We start from the raw sequence: 25,325 nt of genomic DNA, 5'->3' as shown, positions 1-25,325 counted from the left end.
TCTGTGAAAGGACAATTGGTATAGCTATAATCATATCAAGATATTGAAAAAACATATAATAACGAAATGTCAACTGTTTAAGTATTAATACAATGTTAAAATCAATTAAATGTTGCAACACTTATGAATTTCTATCTAAAACTACGTGTATAGTTTAGCCCTTAATTTATAAAAGACATCATTTATGATGTCTTTTATAAATTAAGGGCTATTGGTCGCATTGAATTATTTGCCTTTCTTACTAGGATATGTGTTGTTGCGCTAATAATTTAGCTAACTGTATTTCCAACCGATCAAAGTTTTCTTCGTTAGCGGGTACAACAATATCTTTAATTTTGCTGAATACATCGGCGCTGTCAAATAACTGAGTAAACGTCACTCTGGTTTGTTCGCCCAAGTCGTCAAACACAAAGGTTGCCAAGAAGTAGGGTTGGCAATCATGCCTCAGCACTATTTGCTCAGGCGCTTTAATCTCTTCAAAAATGTTTTGATTAGGGTAGTCTTTTCCATCCGGCCCATGCATAGTAAAGCGCCAGTTACCGCCTTCGGTAAAATTAAATTCATGAAAAGTGTTGGTAAAGCCCTGAGGCCCCCACCATTGTGCCAGGTATTCTGGTTCGGCCCACGCCTTAAACACTATATCTCGGCGGATATGGAACACGCGGGCGCTGATCACCTGGCGTCCGGTAACTTCGGATGTAACTTTACTTGACGGTTGCATAAAGTTTAAAGTTGTGTTTTAGGTGCTACCAACGTTACATAATGCTTGCGATAAGCATAGGCTAAAAACAGATTACCCAACAACAGTAAAACCGCCATCAATAACCCTTCGGGACCAATAAAAGCGTGGTATAAAAATATGTTCAAGGTAATAGGAAATAATACAACCGTAGCCAGCGGTGCAAAGCGGCCTATAAGTAAAGCAATGGCGCAAACCAGTTCGGTTACTTTAATTAACGTCATGAGGTAACCGGTAGCCATCATGCCTTCCATAAAAATTTTGACCTTACCCTGTGGCGCGGGTTGCTTAACCAAGTGAAAAAGGACGACAACAGAAGCAAATAAAAACATTAGTCCCATTAGGATGCGGACTATAATTACGGCAATTTTCATTGTATGATAAGTTTTAGTGATTTCAGTTATTAATTTATCTGAGCCATTTGGGCATTGTTTTCTATGATGCCTTTTAAGTTGGTAAGGCCCACTTGTAAATCATCGCCAATCATTTTGTTCATGTCCATAAATAATAACATCAGGTTCATGGGATAAGTCATGGTGCCGGCAAATGCCCATTTTACTTTGGTTTGATGAGCGTTTAGACTTTCTGTTATCATGTATGATGGAGCAGTTGACGGAAAAGGTTTAATAAAGCGGATTTCATAATCAATTCGCTCTCCGGCAGTGATTTTCTTAATTTCCTGTTCGCCTTTGCCAACGTTTTTCTGATTGCTGTTCCAGGCAGATATAAAGCCAGGCGTTCCGTCGGTACCCCGAAATGATGTTTGCATGTTCGGATCCATATTGGCCCATTTGCTGTATTTATTCTGGTTTTTAAGATATTTTACATAATCAAAAACTTCGTTTTTAGGCTTGTTGATAACAATTTCCTTTTCAACAAAATAAGATTTTTTGGTGAACAGCGCAGTAATTAAAAGTGCAGCAATTATAACTACCAGCACTATAACTACGTTAATTAAGATTTTCATGAAAATTGATTTAAGGCGTTGGTATTAAGGTTGTATTGGTTTGATAAAGTTAAGATATTACAATTTTGTATAAAAGATAAATTATTGTTTGTTTTTATCGTAACTCAACATCCACCGTATCCCAAACTTATCGGTAAACACACCAAATAAGGCACCCCAAAATTGCATTTTCAACTCATCGATGATTTGCCCTCCGGCCGATAAACTGCTATAAAACTGATTAATTTCTTCTTCGCTGCTACAATTTAAGGATAAGGCAAAATTGTTGCCCACAGTCAAACTTCCAGGCATCACCATATCTGAGGCCATAAGCCATAAAGCATCTTTGATTAAGCAGGCATGCATAATTTGATCGTGCACGGCAGTAGGGCATTGCTGCGCCATGGGCGATTGCCCAACAGGTAGCATTTCCAAATGGCCGCCCAAGCATTGCTGGTAAAAGCTCAAGGCTTCGCGGCAGTTACCGTTAAAAGTAAGGTAAGCGTTAATTTGTGTCATGATGTGAAAATGTAATTGATTATGACAAACTTATGCTTTGCTGCTTTCGACGGCCGGGTATAAAAACGACAAATTGGGGGTTGATAACGACAAGCTTTTCCGTTAGATTTGATAGTATGAAACATGTCTCTATCCTGATTCCGGCAGGCGAAACCAGCTTAAGTAACATCGAAGCCACATTCAAAATGTTTTCGCGTGTAAACGATGCGGTTATGCGTGCCGGGAAAGCGGCTTTGTTTGATATCCATGTGGTGGGCCTTACTAAAGAAGCGCGTTTGGGTAATGGTGTTTTTACTATTAATCCTGACAGGGTAATAACCGAGGTAGAGAAAACAGATTTAATTATTATTCCGGCAGTGCATGGCGATATGCAACAAATACTGCCTGCCAATCAAGCCTTTTTGCCTTGGATTGTGGAGCAATATAAAAATGGGGCCGAAGTAGTTTCACTCTGTATCGGCGCATTCATACTGGCGTCTACCGGTTTACTGAACGGTAAAAGCTGTACAACGCACTGGCTAATGGCCGAGGAGTTTAAAAAGATGTTTCCGGAGGTAAATCTGATGCCCTACAAAATCATTACTGATGAAGGGGGTATTTACACCAGCGGCGGCGCATATTCGTCATTGAATCTGATTTTGTACCTGGTAGAGAAGCATGCAGGTAGGGATATGGCTATTTTATCATCCAAGGTTTTTGAGATTGATATCAACCGTAACAGCCAGTCGCCATTTATTATTTTCCATCGCCAAAAAGAGCACGAGGACGATGCCATACGTAAGGCGCAGGAATTTATTGAACATAACTTTCAAGACCGGATCACCATTGATCAGCTGGCCGATATGCTGGCCATTGGTCGGCGCAACTTAGAGCGCAGGTTTAAAAAAGCTACCTCCAATACGGTGCTTGAGTATATGCAGCGTGTGAAAATAGAGGCGGCCAAAATGAGCCTCGAATCATCACGAGAAAATATAAACGAGGTAATGTACAACGTAGGCTATACAGACCCTAAAGCGTTCAGAACCATCTTTAAAAAAATAACCGGACTTTCGCCGGTCGAGTACCGCAACAAGTATAATAAACCATTGGTGGCTTGATTACTTTTCGTGGTTGTAATAAGTAGCGTCTTTTATAATTTTACCGTTCTTTAAAGTTAGCACGGCACTAACGGGTAGCTTCCAGTGCTTTTTATCGGCAGTGATACCACTCGATATAAATTCAATTGCTACTTTATCGCCTGCGGCAATCATAGTAGTAATGCTATCCTTTATATCCGGCGAAAACTTTTCCAGGTTAGCATGGTTGTCCGCTGATTCTTTTTGCGTTTTGTTTACATATTCGGTCCCGTATTCCGGATCCAAAAACACTGCTGGCTCGGCGTAATAACTGGCCATTTTGCTCCAATCATGCTGATTAAATGCTTCGAATGCAGCTCTTACAATGGCTTCGTTTTCTTTGGTTGAAGAGGTGTTTACAGTAGCTGCACTTGGCCGGTTGCAGGCAACAAAGGCAAGCCCGATTACGGGGAATAACAGCAGATTGATCTTTTTCATGCTTTAACGTTCAGGTAATGATAAATATAGAGATCATCATTTTCCTGCCCGTCATTCAACTGTAACTAAAATTTATTTAATACCTCCAGTATATCAGCCTCGGTTCCTATAAACGGACCAGCACATCCTACTTTAATGCCCGCCATAGCTGATGCGAATCTGCCGGCCAGATCTGCATTTGCACCTTTTGCCCTTTGGTATAAATAGCCTGCCATATAAGTGTCTCCGCAACCGGTAGCATCAGCCACTACGGTCGGTACATATGCAGGAATGGTGTAAAAAGCATCGTGGGCATAAATAACCGATCCTTTACTGCCTAATGTAACCACCACTTCTTTAACACCCCAGTTGTGTAACATCCGGGCGGCTTCTTCAATGTCGCAGGTGCCGGTTAAGGCTTCCAGCTCAAACTCATTGGCTTTTAATATGCTGATGTAGGGCAGGGCCTGTAGCTTATCAGACCAGTCGGTTGTAACTACATTTTGCTTTTGTACATCGCGTAAATAACCTTGCACATCTAAAGACACCTGTCCTTTACTGGCTAGGTGGCGAATAGTATCAACAGAGATATCATCAGCCAGAAGCGGACCTAAATGGAATATTTTTGCCTCAACATTAGCTATATCGTCTATACCAAAAGCGTCTGCTTTTTGCAAAACCCGCTGGGTGCGATGATCCTGATTACTACTGTAGATGTTTTCAAAGTAAACAGAATGTGTGCTGGGTAAGGCTTGTACAGATATGCCTTTCTGTTGCAAATCGGTTACTGCATCTGTTTCGGTAGGACCTACAGCCGTTATTAAACCAAATTTTACAGGTAAATGGTGAATAGCATTAGCAAAATAAAAAGCAGTGCCGCCAGCCATATGCTTTTCACCAGATGGATTTACTATTTTGTCTAATGTGATATGACCTATGCAGCAAATGTCGTACATGTGATGTAGTTAAAATAATAAAGCTATAATAGAAAATATAAAGGTTATATAATTACTGACAGTAATATTTTACCAAATTATTTGCTCATTAACATTTATGTTTATAATTTCGTAGTTAATTACGTAATTATTTAATGTTATGGATTTTTATAATAAAGTTGGTAAAATGGCTTTGGGTAGCCGTTTAAGAAGGCTTAGTGAAAAGCTTACTGAGCAGGCCGGGGAAGTATATAATTTGTATGATATAGATATGCAGCCAAAGTGGTTTCCTGTGTTTTACTCACTTGCTGGGAGTGAAGAAAAATCTATCATGCAAATAGCACAGGAAATAGGTCATTCGCATCCTTCGGTCAGTATAATTGTAAAAGAAATGACCAAGAAGGGATTGGTAACCGAAAGCCCGAATAAAAGCGATGGCCGTAAAAACTATATCCGGCTTACCGAGGCTGGACAGTTGATTAACAATCGAATACAAAATCAGTATACCGATGTAAACGCTGCCATAGAAACTGCCCTGCAAGAAACACAACACAATATTTGGAAAGCGATTGAAGAATGGGAGTTTTTGCTGGAGCAAAAAGATTTATTTAAACGGGTACAGCAAGAAAAAAAATTGCGTGAAAGTGAGCATGTGGAAATTGTGGCTTACCATCCGCAATATAAAGCGGCGTTTAAGGCATTAAATGAGGAATGGATTACTACCTATTTTAAAATTGAAGAGTCCGACTATAAAGCGCTTGACCATCCGGAAGAATATATATTAGATAAAGGCGGATTTATACTTTTTGCCTTATATCATGGCGAACCACTAGGTACCTGTGCGTTAATTAAAATGGATAATCAAACTTTTGAACTGGCTAAAATGGCTGTATCGCCCAAAGCAAAGGGAAAAGGCATGGGGTGGTTGCTGGGCAATGCTGCTATAGAAAAGGCTAGGGCGGAAGGTGCTACACGTGTTTATTTAGAGAGTAACACCATTTTAAAACCGGCAATTAACTTATACCACAAGTTAGGCTTTAAAAAAGTGACTGGTATTGTATCCCCTTATGAGCGTTGTAATATACAAATGGAATTATGCTTATAAGTAGTGGTATTATTTATTATAGGCTAATTTATTTCGTTAATAGCAATTGCAATAGCTTGTTATTTAATCATTTATTTCTTTTACAGAAAAAAATAATATGGTTGTGGTAAATTATGGCAAACTCTTTGAAACAGTGCTGCCGTAATGATAGCCAAAATGAAAGATTACCAGAGGTATTTTAAATATAAAACGTTTATTCTGGATAAACAAAGTCGCTTAAACAGCTTGAAAAATGCAGCTTTGAAAGCTGGCGATACCGCTGCCTATCTGAAACTGGCTACCGAGCTTGTAAAGCTAAACAAACGCATATTGGCGCTCAATTACAAAATGAAGCAGCTGATGGATGATATGAATAAGGCGATGAAAAACCGGTATAATAAGTTTTTGAAAAAGCCGAGCATTGATGAGATAAGCGTATAATAGTGTAGCTTCATTACTATACAGCCTATTAAAAAAATAAGAATATAACAAAAAAGGCTTCAGCATTGCTGAAGCCTTTTTTGTTTGGTAGTCCATAGGGGAATCGAACCCCTGTTTCCAGAATGAAAATCTGGCGTCCTAACCCCTAGACGAATAGACCAAGTTAGAATCTTTGTTTTAAGTTTGAATAACAACTTAAAGTAGTCCATAGGGGAATCGAACCCCTGTTTCCAGAATGAAAATCTGGCGTCCTAACCCCTAGACGAATAGACCATAATATAAAGAACTTTCCCTTTGTTTTGGGAATGCAAAGATATATGTTTATCTGTAAATCAAAAAATATTTTAAGCAAAAATTTTCAGTTTTTTTAGGCATAAACTTCAATGCTCAGGTTTAAAACAAAATAAGAAATATTGTTATTTTAAATACGTCATTCAGCCACAGCTAAATAGCCTGTTAAAAGTGAATGACATCATATCCATGAAAGCCGTTTGGAACAACCAAATAATAGCCGAAAGTAATGATACCATAGTGGTCGAGAACAACCACTATTTTCCTAAAGAAAGCGTTAAAGCAGTATTTTTAAAACCAACCGATACACATACCACCTGTCCTTGGAAAGGCTTAGCCTCTTATTATACTTTGGAAGTGGACGGTCAGCAAAATAAAGATGCCGCCTGGTATTATCCCGAACCTAAATCAGCGGCGGCACAAATTAAAGATTATGTGGCGTTCTGGAAAGGTGTAAAGGTTACCGAATAAATGAAACAGTATGATGTAATTATTATCGGCTCAGGGCAGGCTGGTAACCCTTTGGCGCGCAAAATGGCCAAAGCTGGCAAGAAAGTGGCCATGATTGAAAAGCGCCTGGTTGGCGGTACCTGTATCAACGATGGTTGTACCCCCACCAAAGCCATGGTGGCCTCGGCCCGGGCGGCTTACCTGGCCGGCCGCTGCAATAATCTTGGTGTGCATATAGATGGTTATCGGGTAGACATGCCGCAAATTAAAAAGCGCCGTGATGCCATTGTTGAACATTCGCGCAGCGGTAACGAAAAAAGTTTGCAAGATGATCCGAACATCGATTTGCTGATGGGGGAAGCTAGTTTTACCGGGCATAAAACTGTACAGGTAAAATTAAACGCTGGCGGCACAGAAGAATTACAAGCCGGGCAGATATTTATTGATGCTGGTACGCAACCCACGGTGCCTGATGTTGAAGGCTTGCAGGAAGTAGGGTATTTGACTTCAACCACCATTCTTGATCTGGATTATGTGCCGGAACATATTCTCATCATCGGCGGCAATTATATTGCGTTGGAATACGGCCAGATGTTCAGGCGTTTTGGCAGCCAAATTACCATACTGGAGCGTGGCCCGCGTATCATGTCGCACGAGGATGATGATGTGGCTACTGAGATACACAAGATATTGGAAGAAGAAGGCATTGCCATTCATGGTAATTCGCAAGCTGTTAGGTTTGAAAAAGACAGTAATGGTAAAATACTGGCTACAGTAAATTTAAATGGAAAACAAGAGGAATTGAATTGTTCGCACATACTTATTGCCGCAGGGCGTGTTCCGCAAACTAAAGTTTTAAACTTACAAGCCACCGGTGTAGAGGTAGACGAAAAAGGCTATATCAAAGTAGATGACCAATTGCAAACCAACATGCCGGGTATCTATGCTTTGGGCGATATTAAAGGCGGACCGGCTTTTACGCATATTGCTTATAACGATTTTACTATTGTATACCGTAATTTGCTGGAAGGTGATAACTTGACTACAGCAGGCCGTCCGGTGCCTTACTGTATGTTTACCGACCCGCAACTGGGCCGCGTGGGTATAACTGAAACTGAAGCGCGCAAGCAAGGCCTTAACATCAAAGTAGCTGTGCTAAAGATGGAAAACGTAGCCCGTGCGGTAGAAGTAGGCGAAACCCGTGGATTAATGAAAGCCGTGGTAGATGCCGATACCAAGCAAATACTGGGCGCTGCTATATTAGGCGAAGAAGGTGGCGAAATTATGTCGGTGCTGCAAATGGCGATGGAAGGCGGTATTACGCATGATCGTATACGGTATTGCGTTTTTGCTCATCCAACGTATTCCGAATCATTAAACAATCTGTTTATGAAGTTAGATTCGTAAATTACCTGCATGATTCAGGTTCGGCAACTTAGTAAGCACTACGGCGCAACCCGCGCGGTTGATGATATATCATTTGAAGTGTCCGAGCACGAAAACCTGGTTTTGCTGGGCACCAGTGGCTGCGGCAAAACCACCACACTTAAAATGCTGAACCGGTTAATTGAGCCTACCCATGGTCAGGTATTAATTGATGGTCAGGATATTTCTCAACAAAAGCCAGAATTGCTAAGACGTAACATTGGCTATGTGCTGCAAAACAACGGTTTGTTTCCGCACTATACTGTGGCCGAAAACATAGCCACTGTGCCGCAGTTGCTAAATTGGGACGTTGGTAGAATTACCAAACGAATGCACGAGTTATTAGAAAAGCTGCATTTGCCAGCTGATTTATTAAAGCTATATCCACAACAATTGAGCGGCGGGCAGCAACAGCGTGTAGGCCTGGCCCGTGCGTTGATGGCAGACGCGCCGGTTTTGTTAATGGACGAACCTTTCGGCGCGTTGGATACCATCACCCGTACTAAAATACAAGCTGAGTTTAAGGCGCTTGACGAGTTACAGCGTAAAACCATTGTGATGGTAACGCATGATGTGCAGGAAGCTTTTGAGCTGGGTAACCGTATTGCCTTGATGCATCAAGGCCGCATTGTACAAATAGGTACACCTGCCGAACTGTTGTTTAACCCGGCCAGCGCCTTCGTGAAAGAATTTCTGCAGGCACAGCGGTTGCAATTAGAACTTAAATCGGTAAAGCTTACTGATGTTTGGGATAACCTTCCAACACCAATAGTAAGCGGCATGCAGCCTGTGGCCTGTAATGAACAAAGCGTATGGTGGGCAATGGAACGTTTTAAAGAACATGCTATACAAAACATCGCTGTACAACATCCGCAAACACATCAGGTTAAAACTATTACCTTCGAACAGTTAATGTCGGCCTATTACCAATACCAAAATGCCCTCCAACCCCATGAATGAGCAGTCGCAAACTTTATGGCAATTTATGCAGCAACAGCATGATAAGCTGCTTACCCAAACATTAGAGCATATAGGGCTCACTTTTATTTCATTGTTAATTGCCGTTTTTGTTGGTTTGCCGCTGGGTATTCTTATCGCGCGTAAACGGCCGTTGTCTGGTCCCGTACTAGGCATTGCTGGTGTACTGCAAACTATCCCGAGCATTGCGTTGCTTGGTTTTATGATTCCGTTGCTGGGCATAGGGGCCAAACCGGCTATCGTTGCCTTGTTTTTATATGCACTGCTGCCTATTATCCGTAATACCTATACCGGTGTTACCGGTGTAGATGCGTCGGTTAAAGAAGCAGCCTTGGCTATGGGCATGAGCCTTAAACAGGTGTTATTTAAAGTGGAATTGCCGTTGGCTATGCCAGTAATTCTGGCTGGTATTCGTACCGCAACCGTTATTAATGTAGGCGTAGCTACCCTGGCATCTTACATTGCGGCAGGTGGCTTGGGTGAGTTCATCTTTGGCGGTATATCGCTCAACAACAGTAACATGATTTTGGCTGGGGCTATACCGGCGGCTTTGCTGGCTATTTTGTTTGATCTGTTACTGTCCTTTGTTCAAAAACTTAACTTTAAAAAAGTGAGAACTGGCGCTTACACACTGCCAGTTATTTTATTGGTGCTGGCCTCGTTTTACTTTGTGCCATCAGCTTATGGCGGTAAGCTTACCGCCGGTTTTACCCCCGAGTTTATGGGACGGCAGGATGGTAACCTGGGTTTGCAGCAAAAGTATGGTTTAAAAATTCATACCATTGTTATTAATGATGCGGTAATGTACAACGCCGCTTTTGAAAAGCAGTTGGATGTCATCAGCGGCTATTCAACCGATGGTCGCCTTAAGGCTTTTAATTTAGTGGTGCTAGATGATGATAAAAAGATTTTTCCGCCTTATTATGCTGCGCCCATCGTGCGGGAAGATGCTTTGCGTAAGTTTCCGGAATTAGAAAAAACCTTAAATCTACTGGCCGGTCACATCAATGATTCTATCATGACGGAACTGAATTATCGTACCGATTACCTGCATCAAACACCCGAACAGGTAGCCAAAGATTTTTTGGCAACACATCATTTGTATAAGCCTGCCCGTAATGGTAACGGTGGCACTGTACGCATTGGGTCTAAAATATTTGGTGAGCAGTACATTTTGGCCAGTATGTACAGTATGCTTATTAAAGGGTATACTAATTACAATGTAGCTACCAAAACCGGTTTGGGCGGTACCAAAATATGCTTTGATGCACTTACTAATAACCAAATAGATTTTTACCCCGAGTATACCGGTACAGGTCTTTTGGTAATCTTGCAACCATCTAAAAAGGTAGTGGATACGGTAGGTTTGGATAAGAATAAAACCTATAGCTATGTTCAGCAATCGTTTCAAAACAAGTACGGCATAAAATGGTTAAAACCCATAGGGTTTAACAATGCCTACGCCCTGATGATGCGGCGACAGCAAGCCGACGAACTGCAAATACATACCATATCAGATCTGAAAAATTATCTGAACAGCGCCCAAAAGTAAATGACCTTAGCCGAACAATATAAAGCTGTACGTCAGCGAAGTGAGCAAATTTGTTCCCCACTGCAAATTGAAGATTATGTAGTGCAGCCTGTAGTAGATGTGAGTCCGCCCAAATGGCACATTGGGCATACCACCTGGTTTTTCGAAACGTTTATCCTGAAGCCTTACTTTATGGGCTATCAGGAATTTAATCCTGAATATAATTATGTATTCAACAGTTATTACGAAACCGTCGGTGCACGGGTAATCCGTACGGATAGGGGAAACCTGAGCCGGCCTACGGTTAAAGATGTGTACCAGTATCGTGAATATGTAGATGAGGCCATGTACAGCTTTTTGTGTCATGAGCCATCGCCCGAAGTAAAAGAGTTATTTGTTTTAGGGCTCAATCACGAGGAACAGCACCAGGAACTGCTATATTACGATATCAAATATATTTTGGGCCATAATCCTTTATTCCCGGCTTATGATAAAAGCTACACAACGCAGCATGCAGAACCTGTTGAAGGCTTTGTAAGCATCAGCGAAGGCGTATACGAAGTGGGTTTTAAGGGAGAAGGATTTTGCTTTGATAATGAGCTAAACCGCCATAAAGTTTATTTGAGTGCCTATGAAATCAGCAAAGCAGTGGTAACCAACGCCGAATATCTGGAGTTTGTTAAGGCTGGCGGCTATCAAGATTTTCGCCATTGGCATGCCGAAGGATGGGCCTGGGTGAACGAAAATCAAATTACAGCACCGTTATACTGGCACCAGATAGACGAACAATGGTTTGTATATACCCTGCGTGGACTGGAACCTATAAATTTAAACGAACCTGTACAGCATGTAAGTTATTATGAGGCTTATGCTTATGCTTCTTGGAAAGGTATGCGCCTCCCTACCGAGTTTGAGTGGGAAGTAGCAGCCACGCAGTTTAACTGGGGTAACAATTGGGAGTGGACAGAAAGTGCTTATCTGCCTTATCCAGGTTTTAGCAAGGCACCGGGCGCCATCGGCGAGTATAATGGCAAATTTATGGTAAGCCAAAAAGTGCTGCGCGGCGCATCTGATGCTACACCGCCGGGGCATAGTCGTATTACCTACCGCAATTTTTTTCATCCTAACCTGCGCTGGCTATATTGTGGTATACGTTTAGCAAGATAACTCTATCCAATCCTTATGAAAAACACCGATAACTTTACCACAATGACGCAGCCTCCTCATGTGGCCAATTTTAATCAGCAATTTTGTGATGATGTGCTGACTGGTTTGCAGGCCTCACCAAAATACATGCAAGCCAAATATTTTTATGACGCGGCCGGCGACGAGCTGTTTCAGAAAATTATGAACTGCGAAGAATATTATCCTACCGATTGCGAGCTGGAAATATTTACCGAGCAAACCGAGGCAGTTGCCCAGGCGCTGATAGCGGACGGGAGTCCGTTTGATTTAATTGAACTAGGGGCCGGTGATGCCATGAAGTCTACTCATTTGCTGCGCTGCCTACAGCAAAAGCAGGCTGATTTTACTTATATGCCCATTGATATTTCGGGCCATGTAATTAACCTGTTGAATGATACCTTGCCAAAAGCACTGCCTGGCTTGCAACTAAATGGCCTGACAGGCGAATATTTTGACATGCTTAAAAAAGCAGCTAACTTATCGGATAGACGTAAGGTAGTTTTATTCATGGGGTCTAATATTGGTAACATGCCAGTTCCAGAAGCAGAAGAGTTTTGTAAAGAATTGCGCCGCCATTTATCTATAAATGACAGTGTGTTGATAGGAATAGATCTTAAAAAAAATCCTAAAACTATATTGGCGGCTTACAATGATAAAGAAGGTTTTACGCGCGATTTTAACCTGAATTTATTGAAGCGCATCAACCGCGAACTGGAAGCTAATTTTGACTTAACGCAGTTTGAGCATTATCCAATGTACGATCCTGAAACAGGATCATGCAAGAGTTATCTCGTCAGCTTAACTGATCAGGAAGTGCATTTATGTGATACCACAGTGCAGTTTCATAAAGATGAATACATCTTTATGGAAGTGTCTCAAAAATACACGGTACAACAAACCGATCAAATGGCTACTCAGGCAGGCTTCACACCTGTACAGCATTTTATGGATAGCAAGGGCTGGTTTTTAGATGCAGTTTGGCAAGTAAGTCAATAATTTGTCTCAAGCAGATTAGTTTTGTTGAAATCGATTTCATTATTTGATTTAAGTTCCTGAAAGCTGCCGGAATTTTATTTGATTTGTACAAACTGAGACGCACAAACACATGGAAAATTTCTCGTTAAAGGATAAGGTCATTATTGTAACCGGTGGTACAGGTATTTTGGGTGATGCTTTTATTAAGGGTATTGCAGCAGCCGGCGGTACGGTAGGTATATTGGGCCGTAATCAAGCTATTGCTCAAGAACGCGCAGATGCTGTAAATGCCAGTGGTGGCAAAGCTATTGCCCTGGTAGCCGACGTAATGAAAGAGGCCGACCTGGAAGTCGCCCGTGATAAAGTACTGGATGCTTATGGCCGTATAGACGGCTTGGTAAATGGTGCTGGCGGTAATATGCCCGGCGGTATCATTCAGCCCGATCAGGATATATTTACAATGAATATGGATGGCATGCGCCAGGTGATGGATTTAAACCTTTGGGGTACGCTTATTCCTACACAAATATTTGGTCAGGTAATGGCTAAAGGTGGTAAGGGCAGTATAGTTAATATCTCATCTATGGCGGCACAGCAGGCCATTACCAAAGTGTTAGGTTACAGCATGGCCAAAGCCGCTATTGATAACTATACTAAGTGGTTTGCCATGGAACTGGCCAACAGGTATGGCGATACTATGCGTATGAATGCCATTGCACCAGGCTTTTTCCTGACTGAGCAAAACCGTGCCCTGCTTACCCAGCCCGATGGCAGTTACACCGAACGTGGTAACCTGGTAGTGAAAAACACGCCATTTAAACGCATGGGTAAAGCCGAAGAATTAATTGGCGCATTGGTTTGGCTGTTAAGCGATGCATCAGCCTTTGTAACCGGAACAGTAGTTGCTGTTGACGGGGGCTTCTCTATCTTCAGTGGCGTTTAAACCCAGACCCTTATAAAAACAAAAAAGCCGTTAGCGATACACTAACGGCTTTTTTGTTTTATTTAGAATGATCTATGAACAATAGATATGCCCAGGTAATGATAAAGATAATTGGTATAGCTATAGGGGATATCCGCTGAAAGCTACGGTCAAATTTATTGCCGTTTAACATAGGGTAGTAACCCTCGTGCGAACTGCCATCGGTAACCTTTTTGTAGTTTAGTCGAAGCTTACGCATATAATACATGCCAGCCATTACATCTACCAAAGTAAAAATGGCAACCAGTAAGGCGGCTATCGGAAAGATAATGCCCAGCATTTTTTGCTTAGACAGTAGCTCGGGGGTAGGTGCTTTGGCTGTTACCAGCATAGCGTAAACGTTAAAAAAGAATGATTGCCCAATAGATAGCCATATTACCCGCTGATTTACGGCATTATCATGGTGCTCTATTTGTGCCCGGCTTACCCGGTATATCTCTGTCAGTTGCTGTTCTTGCTCTTGTGTTTCTAATGGCATAAGTGTTATTCTGTAACCTATTTTTAAACATGATGTTACGACATTAGTTTTTGACGATCAACAATTTAATATGATTTGCAACCCAAATGTTACAACCATATACCCGTATGTGATGTTAATCATTTAACAGGTAGCAAAATCTACTCAAATTTGGATATGGCTTTTGTAGATTATTATAAAGTTCTGGGCATAGACAAAACAGCAAGCGAAAAAGATATTAAAAATGCTTATCGCAAACTGGCCCGTAAATATCATCCCGATTTAAATCCAAACGATCAGGAGGCGAATAAAAAGTTTCAGGAGATAAACGAGGCCAACGAAGTGCTGACGGATCCCGAAAAACGGAAAAAGTACGATCAGTACGGCGAGAACTGGCAGCATGCCGAGGCTTACGAACAGGCCCGTCAGCAACAACAGCAAGGCCGTGCGTACAGTGGTTACTCGGGCGGCGGTTCGGATGGCGGCTTCAATTTTGAATCGTTTAATAACGAGGGCGGAGATTTTTCCGACTTTTTTCAATCGATGTTTGGCGGTGCAGGCGGCGGCGGTGGCCGTAGGCAGGCACGTTACCGCGGGCAAGATTTTAATGCCGAACTACAGCTTAGTTTGCAGGATGCGGCTACTACACATAAGCAAACGCTTACTGTTAACGGCAAAAATATCCGAATTACCATACCGGCTGGTGTTGAAAACGGGCAGACTATTAAAATTGCCAGTCATGGCGGTGCAGGGGTAAACAATGGGCCTAACGGCGATTTGTATATCACCTTTATAATAACCGATGATCCTCGATTTAAACGCAGCGGCAACGATTTGCTGGCTACGCAAAAAATTGATTTATATACCGCAGTACTAGGCGGCGAAATCACAGTAGATACCCTAACCGGACAGGTGAAGCTGAATGTAAAGCCCGAAACGCAGAACGGTACCAAAATAAAGCTGAAAGGTAAAGGCTTCCCGGTGTATAAAAAAGAAGGTGAATTTGGGGATTTGTATTTGACCTATGATGTGCAGATACCTACTAACCTTACCGAGCAACAAAAAGAATTATTTAAACAACTGGCTAATTCTTGATTTAAACCATGGCAACCGATAATTTAACCGAAGCAAATGAATTTTGCAGCTACCACCAGGTAGAATATACATTTGTGCAAACCCTGGCTGATGCCGGTTTGGTAGAAATAACTGTATTGAATCAAACCAGCTATATACCCGGTCACCAGTTGCCCGAACTGGAGCGTATGATACGTCTGCATCAGGATTTGGATATCAACGTGGCAGGCATAGAAGCTATTACTCATCTACTACAGCGCTTGCATAATACGCAGCAAGAATTGTTAACCCTAAAAAACAGACTGCGGATTTACGAATAAGCTTAAAATGCGCAGCCTACTACAGATTGGTTGGTAAATCTGGCGTGTGTTGTTATTTTGCCAATGAATAGCGCTCTTTGCGTCCGTCTTTTTCGGCATTTACCTGGCCCCTCTCTTTTAATGTAGCTAACGGACCAGTTATTTGCCTGCTTAGTTTCTTTGCGTCCGATTTAGGCTCGTACTGAGCCATAGTGTTGGCAATATCATCGCTAAAGCCCGAACCTATTTCATTTAATGCAAATGCTATACGGGCCTCAAGTGGTAAGCTGTCTGTATACTTAGTCGGTATTTCAAGTGATGAGGGTTGAAGGGCTGGCTCTTCTTCTGTAACCGCAATGGGTGCGGCGGGCTTAGCTTTGCGGGCTGTAGATTTAGTTTCTTCTTTTGCTGGTAACGGGTCTATCGCTTCGTCAACCGCTTCCAGCTTGGCTTTGCGACTTTTTGGGGTATTGCTGTCGCTTACAAAAGCAGTAAGCAAGTTTTCCAGTCGTTTAGCTTCTTTTTGATAAAACTTGATTTTTTCTTTCAGGTGGTCTATAATATCCTGTTCAGTAACATTTGCCATAGGTTGATGAATTGGATGTGTTATCCTTTCATACAATTGTAGCTTGCAAATTGTTTAAAAGCGCCTGTTATGGAAGCGCTTTTAAACAATTTTTTACATGGCAATACTTTCGCCCATCCGAGGGTCTTCGGGTAGTATCTCCATATCCGGACAATCAATGTAGTCGGCATACCATTGTATAGCGCCAATTACATCCAGTGCATCATCGGGCGTAATGTCGATAGTTTCAAAAGCATATAATTTTTTCCCGGCATACCCAAACAACTGTATCTCATTCGGATTAGGTGAAAAGTTTTCTTCGCTTACGCAGTACACCTTTACTTTTAAGGTGGTATCACGTGAGTGTATCACGTCGCGGCAAGCGTCATTCGGATCGGTAGCTAACAAATACACATTGTGGTCCATAAGCTTTTAAACGCTGTGTGTTGTATATAGTTTAACTTAGGTAAAATTAAATGTTAAATCTTGCTGTCAGATTTAACAAGTCACAAAAAACAATTAACAACCAATGGTTGTCTTTTAATTTACGATGAAACGTGCAGGACAGATTTTAGTTACAGGATTTATAATATTTATGCTGGCAAGCTGCGGCGAAAACCCACACAATACTTTTGGTGGTCCAACAGAAGCTAAAGACACGGCCAGTATCAACCGTGATACTTCATCAGTAGGTACCCGTACCGACCGGTAATGTACAAGGTTGTTTTGCATCAGGTAAAATGGGGAATTCTTTCACCATAAAATCCACACTTTGTGGTGTGTTTTCCTTGTGGTTAAATTTGATTGGACTCAAATGGCGTTAATTTAGGTTAAAAACGAGGTTTTTAACCATTGGTATAAAGTTTGTCTATGTATTAATGCCCTACTCAAAGGGCTGTTTTTCATAGGTAGATGTAGGGTCGGAAATACTGCGAGAGTAGTTCCGACCTTTTTTGTTTTTAACTACCGGCGTAAGCCTTCTTCACCAAACCTAATCAAATCTTTGGCACCAATAAAGCCTACGGTTTTAAGTACCAACTGGCCTTTAGCATTAAATACAAGCAGCGTTGGGTAGGCTTGCATTTGCCACTCTTGCGCTAATTGTGGCCCTAGGCCTTTTTCCATATCCATAGCCACGTTGATATAATGCTGGTTAAAAAATGCAGCGGCTTTATTGTTTTTAAACGTAATAGCCTTTAACATTTTACAGGGCCCGCACCAGGTGGCGTAAGCGTCTACAAAAATATATTTGTTTTGTGCGGCAGCTTGTTTAAGCGCCTGCGGCCAGGCATCTTCCATAAAATTGATTTGCTTATTGGTGCTTTTATTTTGGGCACAGGCCGATATTGTAAAAAGGCAAATAATAAGGGCAAGGTTATGCAGGTATTTTAACATAGATTTCATTTTCTGGTAAGGGCATAAAAATAGCACCTTATAATTAAAGGTGCTATTATAGATATGTTTAAATAATTACATAATCCTGTCTGGGCGTCCACCACGTGGCGGGCGTTGTTGCCCTTCCTGTCGAGGTTGGTTTTGTTGTTGCTGTTCGCGCTGTTGCTGCCATTGCTGACGCTGTTGTTCTCGTTGTTGCTGCATTTGTTGCCGTTGCTGATCCTGCTGTTGGCGTTGTTGATCCTGCTGTTGGCGTTGTTGATCCTGCTGTTGCTGCCGCTGCTGTTGCATCTGCTGGCGTTGTTGGTCTTGCTGTTGCCTTTGTTGCTCCATCTGCTGTTGCCGCTGTTGCTGCATTTGCTGACGTTGCTGTTCTTGTTGCTGCTGGCGCTGTTGATCCTGTATCTGTTTTTGCTGATCCATTTGTTGCTGGCGTTGCTGCATTTGTTGTTGACGCTGTTGTTCTTGTTGCTGGCGTTGTTGCATCATTTGCTGTTGCTGCTGTGCACGTTGTTGATCTTGTTGCTGACGCACCTGATCAGCCTGTTGCTGTTGCATACGCTGCTGGCGTTGTTGTTCCATTTGCTGTTGGCGTTGCTGCCACTGCTGCCTTTGCTCATCGGACTGCTGAGGCTGACCATTGTTTTGCTGTTGCCAGCGATTGTTTTGCGGCTGACGTTGATCGGGCTGTTGTTGGCCTTGCTGTTGTTGCTGACGCCATTGCTCCATGCGCTGTTGCCGTTGCTGATCGTTGTTTTGCGGCTGGTTACCTTGCTGTTGCGGAAAACCTTCTGGCAACGCTACACGGTCTGGCTGGCCAGGCTGCGAACGATGATTTGGTGCCGGGCTGTTGTCGCGATTTCGCCAGTCAGAACGGTTATTTTGGCGGTTGTCATCACCAGTATTGGGTTGGGGCTGATTATTGCCATTTGGCCTGTTTTGCCAGTTGTTGTCATTGTTTTGCTGCGGCCGATTGCCGTTATTTTGCCAACCATTGTTATTTGGTTGAGGACGGTTGCTGTTATTTTGCCCAGCGTTGTTGTTATCGGGCCGAGGGCGGTTACCATTGTTCTGCCAGCCGTTGTTACCAGGTTGAGGACGGTTACTGTTGTTTTGCCAGTTGTTGCCACCGTTCCAGTTGTTACCGCGATTACGGTTATCACCGTTTATACGTACCACATTCCGGTTAGCGTCATTATCGCTACGATAAATACGTGCCAGGCGGTCGGCATTGTTACGGTTATAGCCATTGCCCGAATTACGGTTGCCGATTCTAAAATCAGGATTCGCATTGCGGTAAGCGTTGCCATTAATTACCCGGTTAGGGCGTGCATCAAATGTGCGGCGTACCATAGGTCTAAAAATATTCACCTGGTTATTATAGATACGGGTTGCCCCCGGCCTGTTTATATTATTGATGCGATACACTTGCACACGGTTTCGGGTAATACGCTCAATGTCATAAGCACGTGGTCCGGCTATATAACGGCGGTTGTTGTTGGTATAAAAGTTACGAAGGTAACTGGTGCGGCCCAAAATGATGTTGATACGGGTACGAGGCACGTAATAATCATATATACGCGGGCTGGTAATGTATGCCTGTGGTGCAAACACCCAGTAAAAATCGGGCACATTGTAGCCGCCGTATGATGCATCTATGCTGATACCTGGTTCTAACGGAGCCCAGCCATAGTAACCATCGCCGCTGCGCCAGTCAACCCAAGCCGGTCCCCATTCGTAGTCGGGTATCCATTCCCAGCCATAGTAGTCATCAAAGTGCCAGCGGCCATAATGGAAAGGCGCCCAGCCCCATTCATAGTCAGATACCCAGGTGTTACCATAATCGGTAACTACCCAATGCCCGTTGGTGGCATAAGGTTTAAAATCCTCGTCAACATCAGGTACCCATACGCTGCCATATTGCGGGTCATCTACCCAAACGCCGTAGGGTTCTAGTGCATCATAAAAATCTTGGAAAGATATTTCATCGCCGTAATCCTGCGCTTTGGTATAGTTGGGTATGGCTAGTAGCATCAACAATGCTAAGCCACACAGTTTAATGCTATTTATAATCGGTTTCATTTATCCTTGTGTGTTATAATAATCAGACTTGTATAAACCAAAATCGTTTAATGTAGGTTAAATGTTTTATAGGGCTAATATTCTGAAAATGAAATTTGTAAAAGAAATTTTGCAGAAGCTGCCAGTAAGTAGTCTGAATTAAATAATTTTACCAAATTTTACTTAAAAGCGTATCTTTTATGAGTACTGTAAATATTCCGAGACTCGACTTAAATACTTATGTGAACGGGGATGCCGAAAGCCGCAAAAAGTTTTCGGATGAGATTGGTAAAGCCTTTAACGAAACCGGTTTTGTAACCATTACCAACCACGGTTTAAGCAAAGAACTGATTGATAGTTTGTATGCGCAGGTAAAGGCCCTTTTTGCCCTGCCCGAAGACGTAAAACTAAAATATGAAAAGCCTGAACTGGCCGGTCAGCGTGGTTACACCAGCAAGGGTAAAGAAACTGCCAAAGGTTTTAAAGTGCCTGATTTAAAAGAGTTTTGGCAGATAGGCCAAACCGTTACCGATGGCGACCCGGTAAAGAATGAATATCCTGAAAACGTGTATGTAGAGGAGTTGCCGGAGTTCAACACCGTAACCCGCGAAATATATCAGAAGTTGGAAGCTGCCGGTAAATCATTACTGGAAGCCATTGCTACTTACCTGAATTTACCAACCAACTACTTTGACGATAAAGTACACAACGGTAACTCCATTCTGCGTACCCTGCATTATTTCCCTATTGAAGATCCGGATGCTTTAGCGCCTGACGCTGTACGTGCCGGAGCCCACGAGGATATAAACCTGATTACCCTTTTAATTGGCGCCAGCGCCGATGGTTTGGAAGTACTAACCCGTGATAACGAGTGGTTCCCGATCAAAGCACATGGCGAAGACGTAGTGGTAAACGTTGGCGATATGTTACAGCGTTTAACCAACAACAAACTAAAATCAACTACCCACCGCGTAGTAAACCCGCCGCGTGAGTTGATGAAACAATCACGTTTTTCTGTACCATTCTTCCTGCACCCGAAATCAGGAATGGATTTAACCAGCTTGGAATCATGCATTGACGAGCAGCATCCGAAATTATACAGCGACATGACTGCCGGCGAATACCTAGATGAACGTTTACGCGAAATTGGTTTGAAAAAATAAATCCAGCTTATCGTTTAAATAAAAAGAGCTTTAAATAGAAAAGCCGGTTCAGTACGAACCGGCTTTTTTTATATAGTACAAACAGTTACTTAAAATATATCCCGATGTTTTAACTATTCATCTCACTTTCAATAGCCTGTAACAATTCGTTAGGGCGTTGCGAACCGATGATATATACCAAACCGTCACGGTCTGTAAGGTAAATGGCACAGTTGCCTGCTGTATAAAATCGGATAGTTCCTTTTTTGTGCAGGTTATAAACGGGGTTATTGAATAAATAACGGCTGTAATCGCCTTGTTCTGCTTTTACAATGCTGTTCAGGTCAATTTTTACCAGGCGGGTAGTCCACAAACCATCCAGCAAAATGCTTTTGTTTTGCACCCGTGTACGGAAATGCAGCAAAAAGCCCATAACTATAGAGATGATAATGATGCCAAAGCCAGCTACAGCCAGTAAATCAGCATTTCGGTCGTTCTCATAATCGGTAAAAAAGTAAACGGCAAAGCAAATCATGGCCAGTACCAGACGGATGGTTACAGGTATCCATTCGCGGCCTAAATATTGTTTTTCGGTGTATACCGGTTTTGCAGTGGTGGTCATGATAGTTTCGATAGTTCGAATATAGTAACTTTTTTAGTTTGCGGGGTTACTTTGTACCGGTTATCCAGCCGGTAACCGGCAACCCAAATAATGTCACCATTGCCGTTAACCAACAACGGCACCTGCAATTTGTGCGTAAGTGGTATCTTTTGATTGATCAGAAAGTCGCTTAACTTTTTGCGGCCTTGCATTCCCAGCGGTATAAAATAATCGCCCTGCTGCCAGCTACGCAGGGTTAACGGATAGATAAGCAGATCTTCATCCATCGCAGCCTGCATAGGGGTGCTGTTTAAGTTTTCGACAGTATTGTTTTTGCTGATCTGAATCAAATAATCACCATAATGAACTTTGCTATCACTGCTTTGAATTTCTACAACTGCCCATTCATCTGCACGTTTGGCTGATAAAATCAGATGATCTCGGTCCAGCAGCAACGTATGGCTCAACGATTCAAATTGCCGGCCTGCATGTTTATTTAATGAATTGATGATATTATCAACCGTAGTTTCATTAAAGCCGTACGGCTTTAGTAAGCCATGCAGTAATAAATGCTGCGGCATTAGTTTTTTTACACCGTTAATGGCTATACGTATTGCATTCTCCTGATAAGTAAAAATAGTTTTTTTTAACGCTTCAAGCTGACTATTAAGTAGCAGTTCCAGTTCTTTAAAATGCTTGAGGTTTCGTTGAAAAGTATTCTCCAAATTTGGATTCAACTCTCGCAGCTTCGGAACCACCTCATGGCGCAGTTTATTGCGGGCATATTTGGTAGATGCGTTGGAACTGTCTTCTACATACGGCAATTGATTTTGCACTACAGCGTCGGCCACCTCTTGTCGGGTAAAAGCCATCAGCGGCCTTACCAATAAACCGTTTTTGGGTTGTATACCATGCAATCCGGCAATGCCAGTGCCGCGGGTAAGGTTTAACAATATAGTTTCAATTGTGTCGTTTTGGTGATGAGCCAACGCAATAACTTCATATTGATGCTGTTGCCGTATTTGTTCAAACCACTGATAGCGCAATTCGCGGGCAGCCATTTGGATAGAAACCTTGTGATGTTGCGCATAGGCCTGCGTGTCGAAGTTTATAGTATGGAAAGGAACCTGCAACCTATTTGCCAACTGGCTACAAAACTGCTGATCGGCATCGGCTTCGTGACCACGTAACTGAAAATTGCAATGGGCTATACCAAAGGTGTAACCAGCAGCTTTTAGTAAATGAGCCATTAGTACCGAATCCATACCGCCGCTTACGGCTGCCAGTATGCGGCTTTGCGGCTCAAACAGTTGGTTCTGTTGTATAAAATGGGTAAAGCGTTCAACCGGCAGCATGGCCAAAATTATTTAATTTAATTACCGCAACCAAAAAACTAATTTTGTAGCGTGAGTAAATATATCTTATTCTGTATAAGTGTGCTGATGTCTGTATCTGCTTTAGGGCAAGTAAGGCAGGGGGGGACTGTGGGACGACCACAACCGCGTAATAATCCGGGACAAAAAAAGTCGAAGGTTGATTTGATTAGTTCGCGTAGCAGCCAAGGCTTTAAACGTAACGGAGAGGATGTGGTTAAAGTTTACCAAGGCGTTTTTAAGCAAGATTACTCACGCCTAAGTTCAGACAGTGCCTACTTCTATCCAAACAGAAATTCGTTTGATGCTTTCGGTCACGTGGTTATTAATCAAGGCGATACCTTAAATGTGTATTCAGACAAGTTAAATTATAACGGCAATACGCACATTGCTATTCTTACTGATAACGTACGTTTGGTAGACAGGGATGCTACGCTATCTACCAATTACCTTACTTATAATACCGCTACGCGCATTGGTACCTATACCGGTGGTGGTACGCTGGTTAACAAAAACAACACGCTGGTAAGCCAAAACGGCTATTATTTTGCCAACTCGCGCGATTCTTATTTTCGTTACAATGTGGTGCTTACCACTGATGATGCAGTAATTAAAACAGACACTTTGCGGTATAATACTGGCGTGCGGATAGCTTACTTTTACGGTCCAACACGCATTTTAGGTAAGAAGGACAAAGATACTTTGTATACCGAAAACGGAACATATAATACCATTACAGAACAGGCTTTTTTTGGCAAACGTAATTTGTACACGCAAGGCACCAAATCATTAAAAGGCGATAGTTTGTTTTATGACCGGCTTAAAGGATATGGGCGCGCCGTAAAAAATGTGCTTTTCAATGATAATGAACAAAAAATAACCTTAAGAGGAGATTTGGGTACCTATACCAAGGCTGATGACCGTATGGTGATGACCCGTAATGCTTTTGTGGTAATTGTTACCGAGCAAAAAGACACTACCAAGGCCAAAACGGATACTATAACATCTTCGCCTTTAACCAAAGGCAAAACTAACAAAAAGCCCACTGTAAAAAGTGCACCGCCCAATACCGTGCCGTTAAAGAAAATGCCCGGAAGCAACAAGCCGTTACTGGCGGCTAACGTAACTGACAGTTTGAAAACGCGTACTGACAGTATCAAGCCACCGCAAAAGGTAACGCGCGACTCTATCTTTATAGCTGCTGATACCTTAGATACGCGAATCATGACTTTTAAGCAGCAAAAGGAACTGCAAGAACGCATGCGCACTGCCCATATTAAAGATACAGCTGCTATTGCCCGCGCGGTTGCTATGAAAAAGATTCCGGTATCTACATCAAAGCACTTGATTATGGCGCCTTATGCAGGTTTGCCAAAAGATACCAGCTTTTTACACCGTGATTTTTTTGGTAAGCCTAGGCCGCGTGATACTACTAAAAGTAAAGCACCTGTAACTAAAATTGCTAAAAAGCCGGTTAAGGTCACCCCCAAATCATTAAAGACCGACTCAGTTTATATGACGCGGAAGTTTGAATTGAGCGATACATCGCGCATCAGGGTATTGAGTGCGTACCATAATGTCAAAATTTTTAAATCGGATTTACAGGCTAAGTCAGATTCTATGTTTTACAGTTACAGTGATTCCATTATGCGCTGTTATGTAGAGCCAATATTCTGGACACAAAACTCTCAATTGTCGGGCGATACTGTTTACCTGCAGTTGAAGAATAAGAAGCTGGATAATATGGAGCTATATCCAACGGCGCTGATTGTGAATGTAGACAAAGCCGATTCGGTTAATTTTAACCAGGTGGCCGGTAAAAAGATGCGGGGCTTTTTTGTGGACAATAAAATGCAGCGGATGTTTGTAGATGGCAATGCCGAAACCATTTACTATGATCGGGATAGTATTAAAATCAATAACCTTACCCGCTCGTTAAGCAGTCGTATCCGTGTCAACTTTAAAGATAATAAAGCCATTAACGTTACCAATTATACCAAGGTCGAAAACCACATTATTCCTTTTGAAAAAATTAAGGAAGAAGACAAGTTGCTTAAAAGCTTTAAATGGAAGCCTAAGGAGCGGCCCACCTCTAAAAACGATGTGATATATTCGGCCACCCGACGACGCCAGCAGCAGACCAAGAAAGCAACAGCCAAACCTGCAATTGCAGTTAAAGGCCTACCGGGCGCTAAATCAGTTGGTAAAGACTCAACGGCCATTAAGCCAGCTGTTAATGATTCGATATTAAAAAAGCCGGTACAAGATACTTTGCGTGTAAAGCCAGTTAAAGATACCGTTACTGCAAAGCAGTCGAAATAGATACTAGTTGTTCAGCCTTCAAA

Annotated in this window: 28 protein-coding genes and 2 tRNA genes; 15 read left to right on the top strand and 15 right to left on the bottom strand. The window is 42.3% G+C overall.

The window, feature by feature from the left end; genetic code table 11:
• Positions 1–241: 241 nt before the first annotated feature.
• The 4 genes from GPM24_RS03875 to GPM24_RS03860 all read right to left on the bottom strand — a co-directional run bounded on the left by GPM24_RS03875 (position 242) and on the right by GPM24_RS03860 (position 2,204).
• Positions 242–721: an SRPBCC family protein gene (locus GPM24_RS03875; protein WP_158825412.1), complete on the bottom strand. Its 480-nt coding sequence runs from the start codon at positions 719–721 to the stop codon at positions 242–244.
• A gap of 5 nt (positions 722–726) precedes the next feature.
• A complete protein-coding gene (locus GPM24_RS03870; protein WP_158825411.1) occupies positions 727–1,113 on the bottom strand; it encodes a DoxX family membrane protein in 387 nt (128 codons plus the stop codon).
• 29 nt (positions 1,114–1,142) lie between these two features.
• Entirely contained in the window at positions 1,143–1,706 is a 564-nt protein-coding gene (locus tag GPM24_RS03865; protein WP_158825410.1) for an SRPBCC family protein, read from the bottom strand.
• Between the two features lie 81 nt (positions 1,707–1,787).
• Positions 1,788–2,204: a VOC family protein gene (locus GPM24_RS03860; RefSeq protein ID WP_158825409.1), complete on the bottom strand. Its 417-nt coding sequence runs from the start codon at positions 2,202–2,204 to the stop codon at positions 1,788–1,790.
• A 116-nt stretch (positions 2,205–2,320) separates the two neighbouring features.
• Here GPM24_RS03860 and GPM24_RS03855 point away from each other — a divergent pair, with 116 nt between their 5' ends.
• On the top strand, positions 2,321–3,301 hold the full coding sequence (locus tag GPM24_RS03855; protein WP_158825408.1) for a GlxA family transcriptional regulator: 981 nt from the start codon (positions 2,321–2,323) through the stop codon (positions 3,299–3,301).
• On the opposite strand, the gene GPM24_RS03850 is transcribed toward GPM24_RS03855, so the two are convergent.
• Positions 3,302–3,757 carry a nuclear transport factor 2 family protein gene (locus tag GPM24_RS03850; RefSeq protein ID WP_158825407.1) on the bottom strand — a complete coding sequence of 152 codons (456 nt, stop codon included), beginning with the start codon at positions 3,755–3,757 and terminating at the stop codon, positions 3,302–3,304.
• A 65-nt stretch (positions 3,758–3,822) separates the two neighbouring features.
• A complete protein-coding gene (locus GPM24_RS03845; RefSeq protein ID WP_158825406.1) occupies positions 3,823–4,692 on the bottom strand; it encodes a PfkB family carbohydrate kinase in 870 nt (289 codons plus the stop codon).
• 139 nt (positions 4,693–4,831) lie between these two features.
• On the opposite strand from GPM24_RS03845, the gene GPM24_RS03840 reads away from it, so the two are divergent.
• Together GPM24_RS03840 and GPM24_RS03835 are read left to right on the top strand one after the other, a co-directional pair.
• Entirely contained in the window at positions 4,832–5,776 is a 945-nt protein-coding gene (locus GPM24_RS03840) for a bifunctional helix-turn-helix transcriptional regulator/GNAT family N-acetyltransferase (RefSeq protein WP_158825405.1), read from the top strand.
• A 156-nt stretch (positions 5,777–5,932) separates the two neighbouring features.
• A complete protein-coding gene (locus GPM24_RS03835; RefSeq protein WP_158825404.1) occupies positions 5,933–6,196 on the top strand; it encodes a hypothetical protein in 264 nt (87 codons plus the stop codon).
• Positions 6,197–6,281: 85 nt separating this feature from the next.
• Here GPM24_RS03835 and GPM24_RS03830 read toward each other — a convergent pair.
• Together GPM24_RS03830 and GPM24_RS03825 are read right to left on the bottom strand one after the other, a co-directional pair.
• Positions 6,282–6,356: transfer RNA gene (locus GPM24_RS03830), tRNA-Glu, on the bottom strand.
• Positions 6,357–6,397: 41 nt separating this feature from the next.
• Positions 6,398–6,469, bottom strand: a tRNA-Glu gene (locus tag GPM24_RS03825).
• Positions 6,470–6,658: 189 nt separating this feature from the next.
• On the opposite strand from GPM24_RS03825, the gene GPM24_RS03820 reads away from it, so the two are divergent.
• The 7 genes from GPM24_RS03820 to GPM24_RS03790 all read left to right on the top strand — a co-directional run bounded on the left by GPM24_RS03820 (position 6,659) and on the right by GPM24_RS03790 (position 13,974).
• Complete coding sequence (locus GPM24_RS03820; protein WP_199269682.1) at positions 6,659–6,958, top strand: DUF427 domain-containing protein; 300 nt, start codon at positions 6,659–6,661, stop codon at positions 6,956–6,958.
• Complete coding sequence (locus GPM24_RS03815) at positions 6,959–8,344, top strand: mercuric reductase (RefSeq protein WP_158825403.1); 1,386 nt, start codon at positions 6,959–6,961, stop codon at positions 8,342–8,344.
• A gap of 9 nt (positions 8,345–8,353) precedes the next feature.
• Complete coding sequence (locus GPM24_RS03810; protein WP_158825402.1) at positions 8,354–9,322, top strand: ABC transporter ATP-binding protein; 969 nt, start codon at positions 8,354–8,356, stop codon at positions 9,320–9,322.
• Positions 9,315–10,892, top strand: a complete 1,578-nt coding sequence (locus GPM24_RS03805) for an ABC transporter permease/substrate-binding protein (RefSeq protein ID WP_158826043.1) — start codon at positions 9,315–9,317, stop codon at positions 10,890–10,892. The genes GPM24_RS03810 and GPM24_RS03805 overlap by 8 nt, the downstream gene beginning before the upstream one ends.
• Positions 10,893–12,038 carry an ergothioneine biosynthesis protein EgtB gene (gene egtB / locus GPM24_RS03800; protein WP_158825401.1) on the top strand — a complete coding sequence of 382 codons (1,146 nt, stop codon included), beginning with the start codon at positions 10,893–10,895 and terminating at the stop codon, positions 12,036–12,038.
• A 15-nt stretch (positions 12,039–12,053) separates the two neighbouring features.
• Entirely contained in the window at positions 12,054–13,052 is a 999-nt protein-coding gene (egtD, locus tag GPM24_RS03795) for an L-histidine N(alpha)-methyltransferase (RefSeq protein ID WP_233268727.1), read from the top strand.
• A 109-nt stretch (positions 13,053–13,161) separates the two neighbouring features.
• Positions 13,162–13,974 (top strand): SDR family oxidoreductase, encoded by an 813-nt coding sequence (locus GPM24_RS03790; protein WP_158825400.1) that lies wholly within the window; start codon positions 13,162–13,164, stop codon positions 13,972–13,974.
• Positions 13,975–14,032: 58 nt separating this feature from the next.
• Here GPM24_RS03790 and GPM24_RS03785 read toward each other — a convergent pair whose 3' ends face one another.
• Positions 14,033–14,491, bottom strand: coding sequence for a hypothetical protein (locus GPM24_RS03785; RefSeq protein ID WP_158825399.1), 459 nt, complete (start codon positions 14,489–14,491; stop codon positions 14,033–14,035).
• 156 nt (positions 14,492–14,647) lie between these two features.
• On the opposite strand from GPM24_RS03785, the gene GPM24_RS03780 reads away from it, so the two are divergent.
• Together GPM24_RS03780 and GPM24_RS03775 are read left to right on the top strand one after the other, a co-directional pair.
• A complete protein-coding gene (locus GPM24_RS03780) occupies positions 14,648–15,565 on the top strand; it encodes a DnaJ C-terminal domain-containing protein (protein ID WP_158825398.1) in 918 nt (305 codons plus the stop codon).
• An 8-nt stretch (positions 15,566–15,573) separates the two neighbouring features.
• On the top strand, positions 15,574–15,864 hold the full coding sequence (locus tag GPM24_RS03775; RefSeq protein WP_158825397.1) for a chaperone modulator CbpM: 291 nt from the start codon (positions 15,574–15,576) through the stop codon (positions 15,862–15,864).
• Between the two features lie 52 nt (positions 15,865–15,916).
• Here the strand turns inward: GPM24_RS03775 and GPM24_RS03770 are convergent, their stop codons facing one another.
• The gene (locus GPM24_RS03770; protein WP_158825396.1) at positions 15,917–16,429 is read right to left on the bottom strand and encodes a hypothetical protein; all 513 of its coding nucleotides are present in this window, start codon (positions 16,427–16,429) and stop codon (positions 15,917–15,919) included.
• Positions 16,430–16,522: 93 nt separating this feature from the next.
• A complete protein-coding gene (locus tag GPM24_RS03765) occupies positions 16,523–16,834 on the bottom strand; it encodes a hypothetical protein (RefSeq protein ID WP_158825395.1) in 312 nt (103 codons plus the stop codon).
• 124 nt (positions 16,835–16,958) lie between these two features.
• Here GPM24_RS03765 and GPM24_RS03760 point away from each other — a divergent pair, with 124 nt between their 5' ends.
• Positions 16,959–17,120, top strand: a complete 162-nt coding sequence (locus GPM24_RS03760; protein WP_158825394.1) for a hypothetical protein — start codon at positions 16,959–16,961, stop codon at positions 17,118–17,120.
• 251 nt (positions 17,121–17,371) lie between these two features.
• Here GPM24_RS03760 and GPM24_RS03755 read toward each other — a convergent pair whose 3' ends face one another.
• A complete protein-coding gene (locus tag GPM24_RS03755; protein ID WP_158825393.1) occupies positions 17,372–17,812 on the bottom strand; it encodes a thioredoxin family protein in 441 nt (146 codons plus the stop codon).
• A 66-nt stretch (positions 17,813–17,878) separates the two neighbouring features.
• Positions 17,879–19,885 (bottom strand): DUF6600 domain-containing protein, encoded by a 2,007-nt coding sequence (locus tag GPM24_RS03750; protein WP_158825392.1) that lies wholly within the window; start codon positions 19,883–19,885, stop codon positions 17,879–17,881.
• Between the two features lie 179 nt (positions 19,886–20,064).
• On the opposite strand from GPM24_RS03750, the gene GPM24_RS03745 reads away from it, so the two are divergent.
• The gene (locus tag GPM24_RS03745; RefSeq protein WP_158825391.1) at positions 20,065–21,027 is read left to right on the top strand and encodes an isopenicillin N synthase family dioxygenase; all 963 of its coding nucleotides are present in this window, start codon (positions 20,065–20,067) and stop codon (positions 21,025–21,027) included.
• A 109-nt stretch (positions 21,028–21,136) separates the two neighbouring features.
• Here the strand turns inward: GPM24_RS03745 and GPM24_RS03740 are convergent, their stop codons facing one another.
• Positions 21,137–21,628: a hypothetical protein gene (locus GPM24_RS03740; RefSeq protein ID WP_158825390.1), complete on the bottom strand. Its 492-nt coding sequence runs from the start codon at positions 21,626–21,628 to the stop codon at positions 21,137–21,139.
• Complete coding sequence (tilS, locus tag GPM24_RS03735; protein ID WP_158825389.1) at positions 21,625–22,962, bottom strand: tRNA lysidine(34) synthetase TilS; 1,338 nt, start codon at positions 22,960–22,962, stop codon at positions 21,625–21,627. Before tilS ends, GPM24_RS03740 begins: the two co-directional genes overlap by 4 nt.
• A gap of 51 nt (positions 22,963–23,013) precedes the next feature.
• Between tilS and GPM24_RS03730 the strand changes: the two genes are divergently transcribed.
• Positions 23,014–25,302: an OstA-like protein gene (locus GPM24_RS03730; RefSeq protein WP_158825388.1), complete on the top strand. Its 2,289-nt coding sequence runs from the start codon at positions 23,014–23,016 to the stop codon at positions 25,300–25,302.
• Positions 25,303–25,325 lie beyond the last annotated feature (23 nt).

It is taken from the genome of Mucilaginibacter lacusdianchii (assembly GCF_009770985.1).
Lineage (GTDB): Bacteria > Bacteroidota > Bacteroidia > Sphingobacteriales > Sphingobacteriaceae > Mucilaginibacter > Mucilaginibacter lacusdianchii.
The sequence above is the reverse complement of the archived record's forward strand: the minus strand, read 5'-3'. Positions and strand labels throughout refer to the sequence as shown.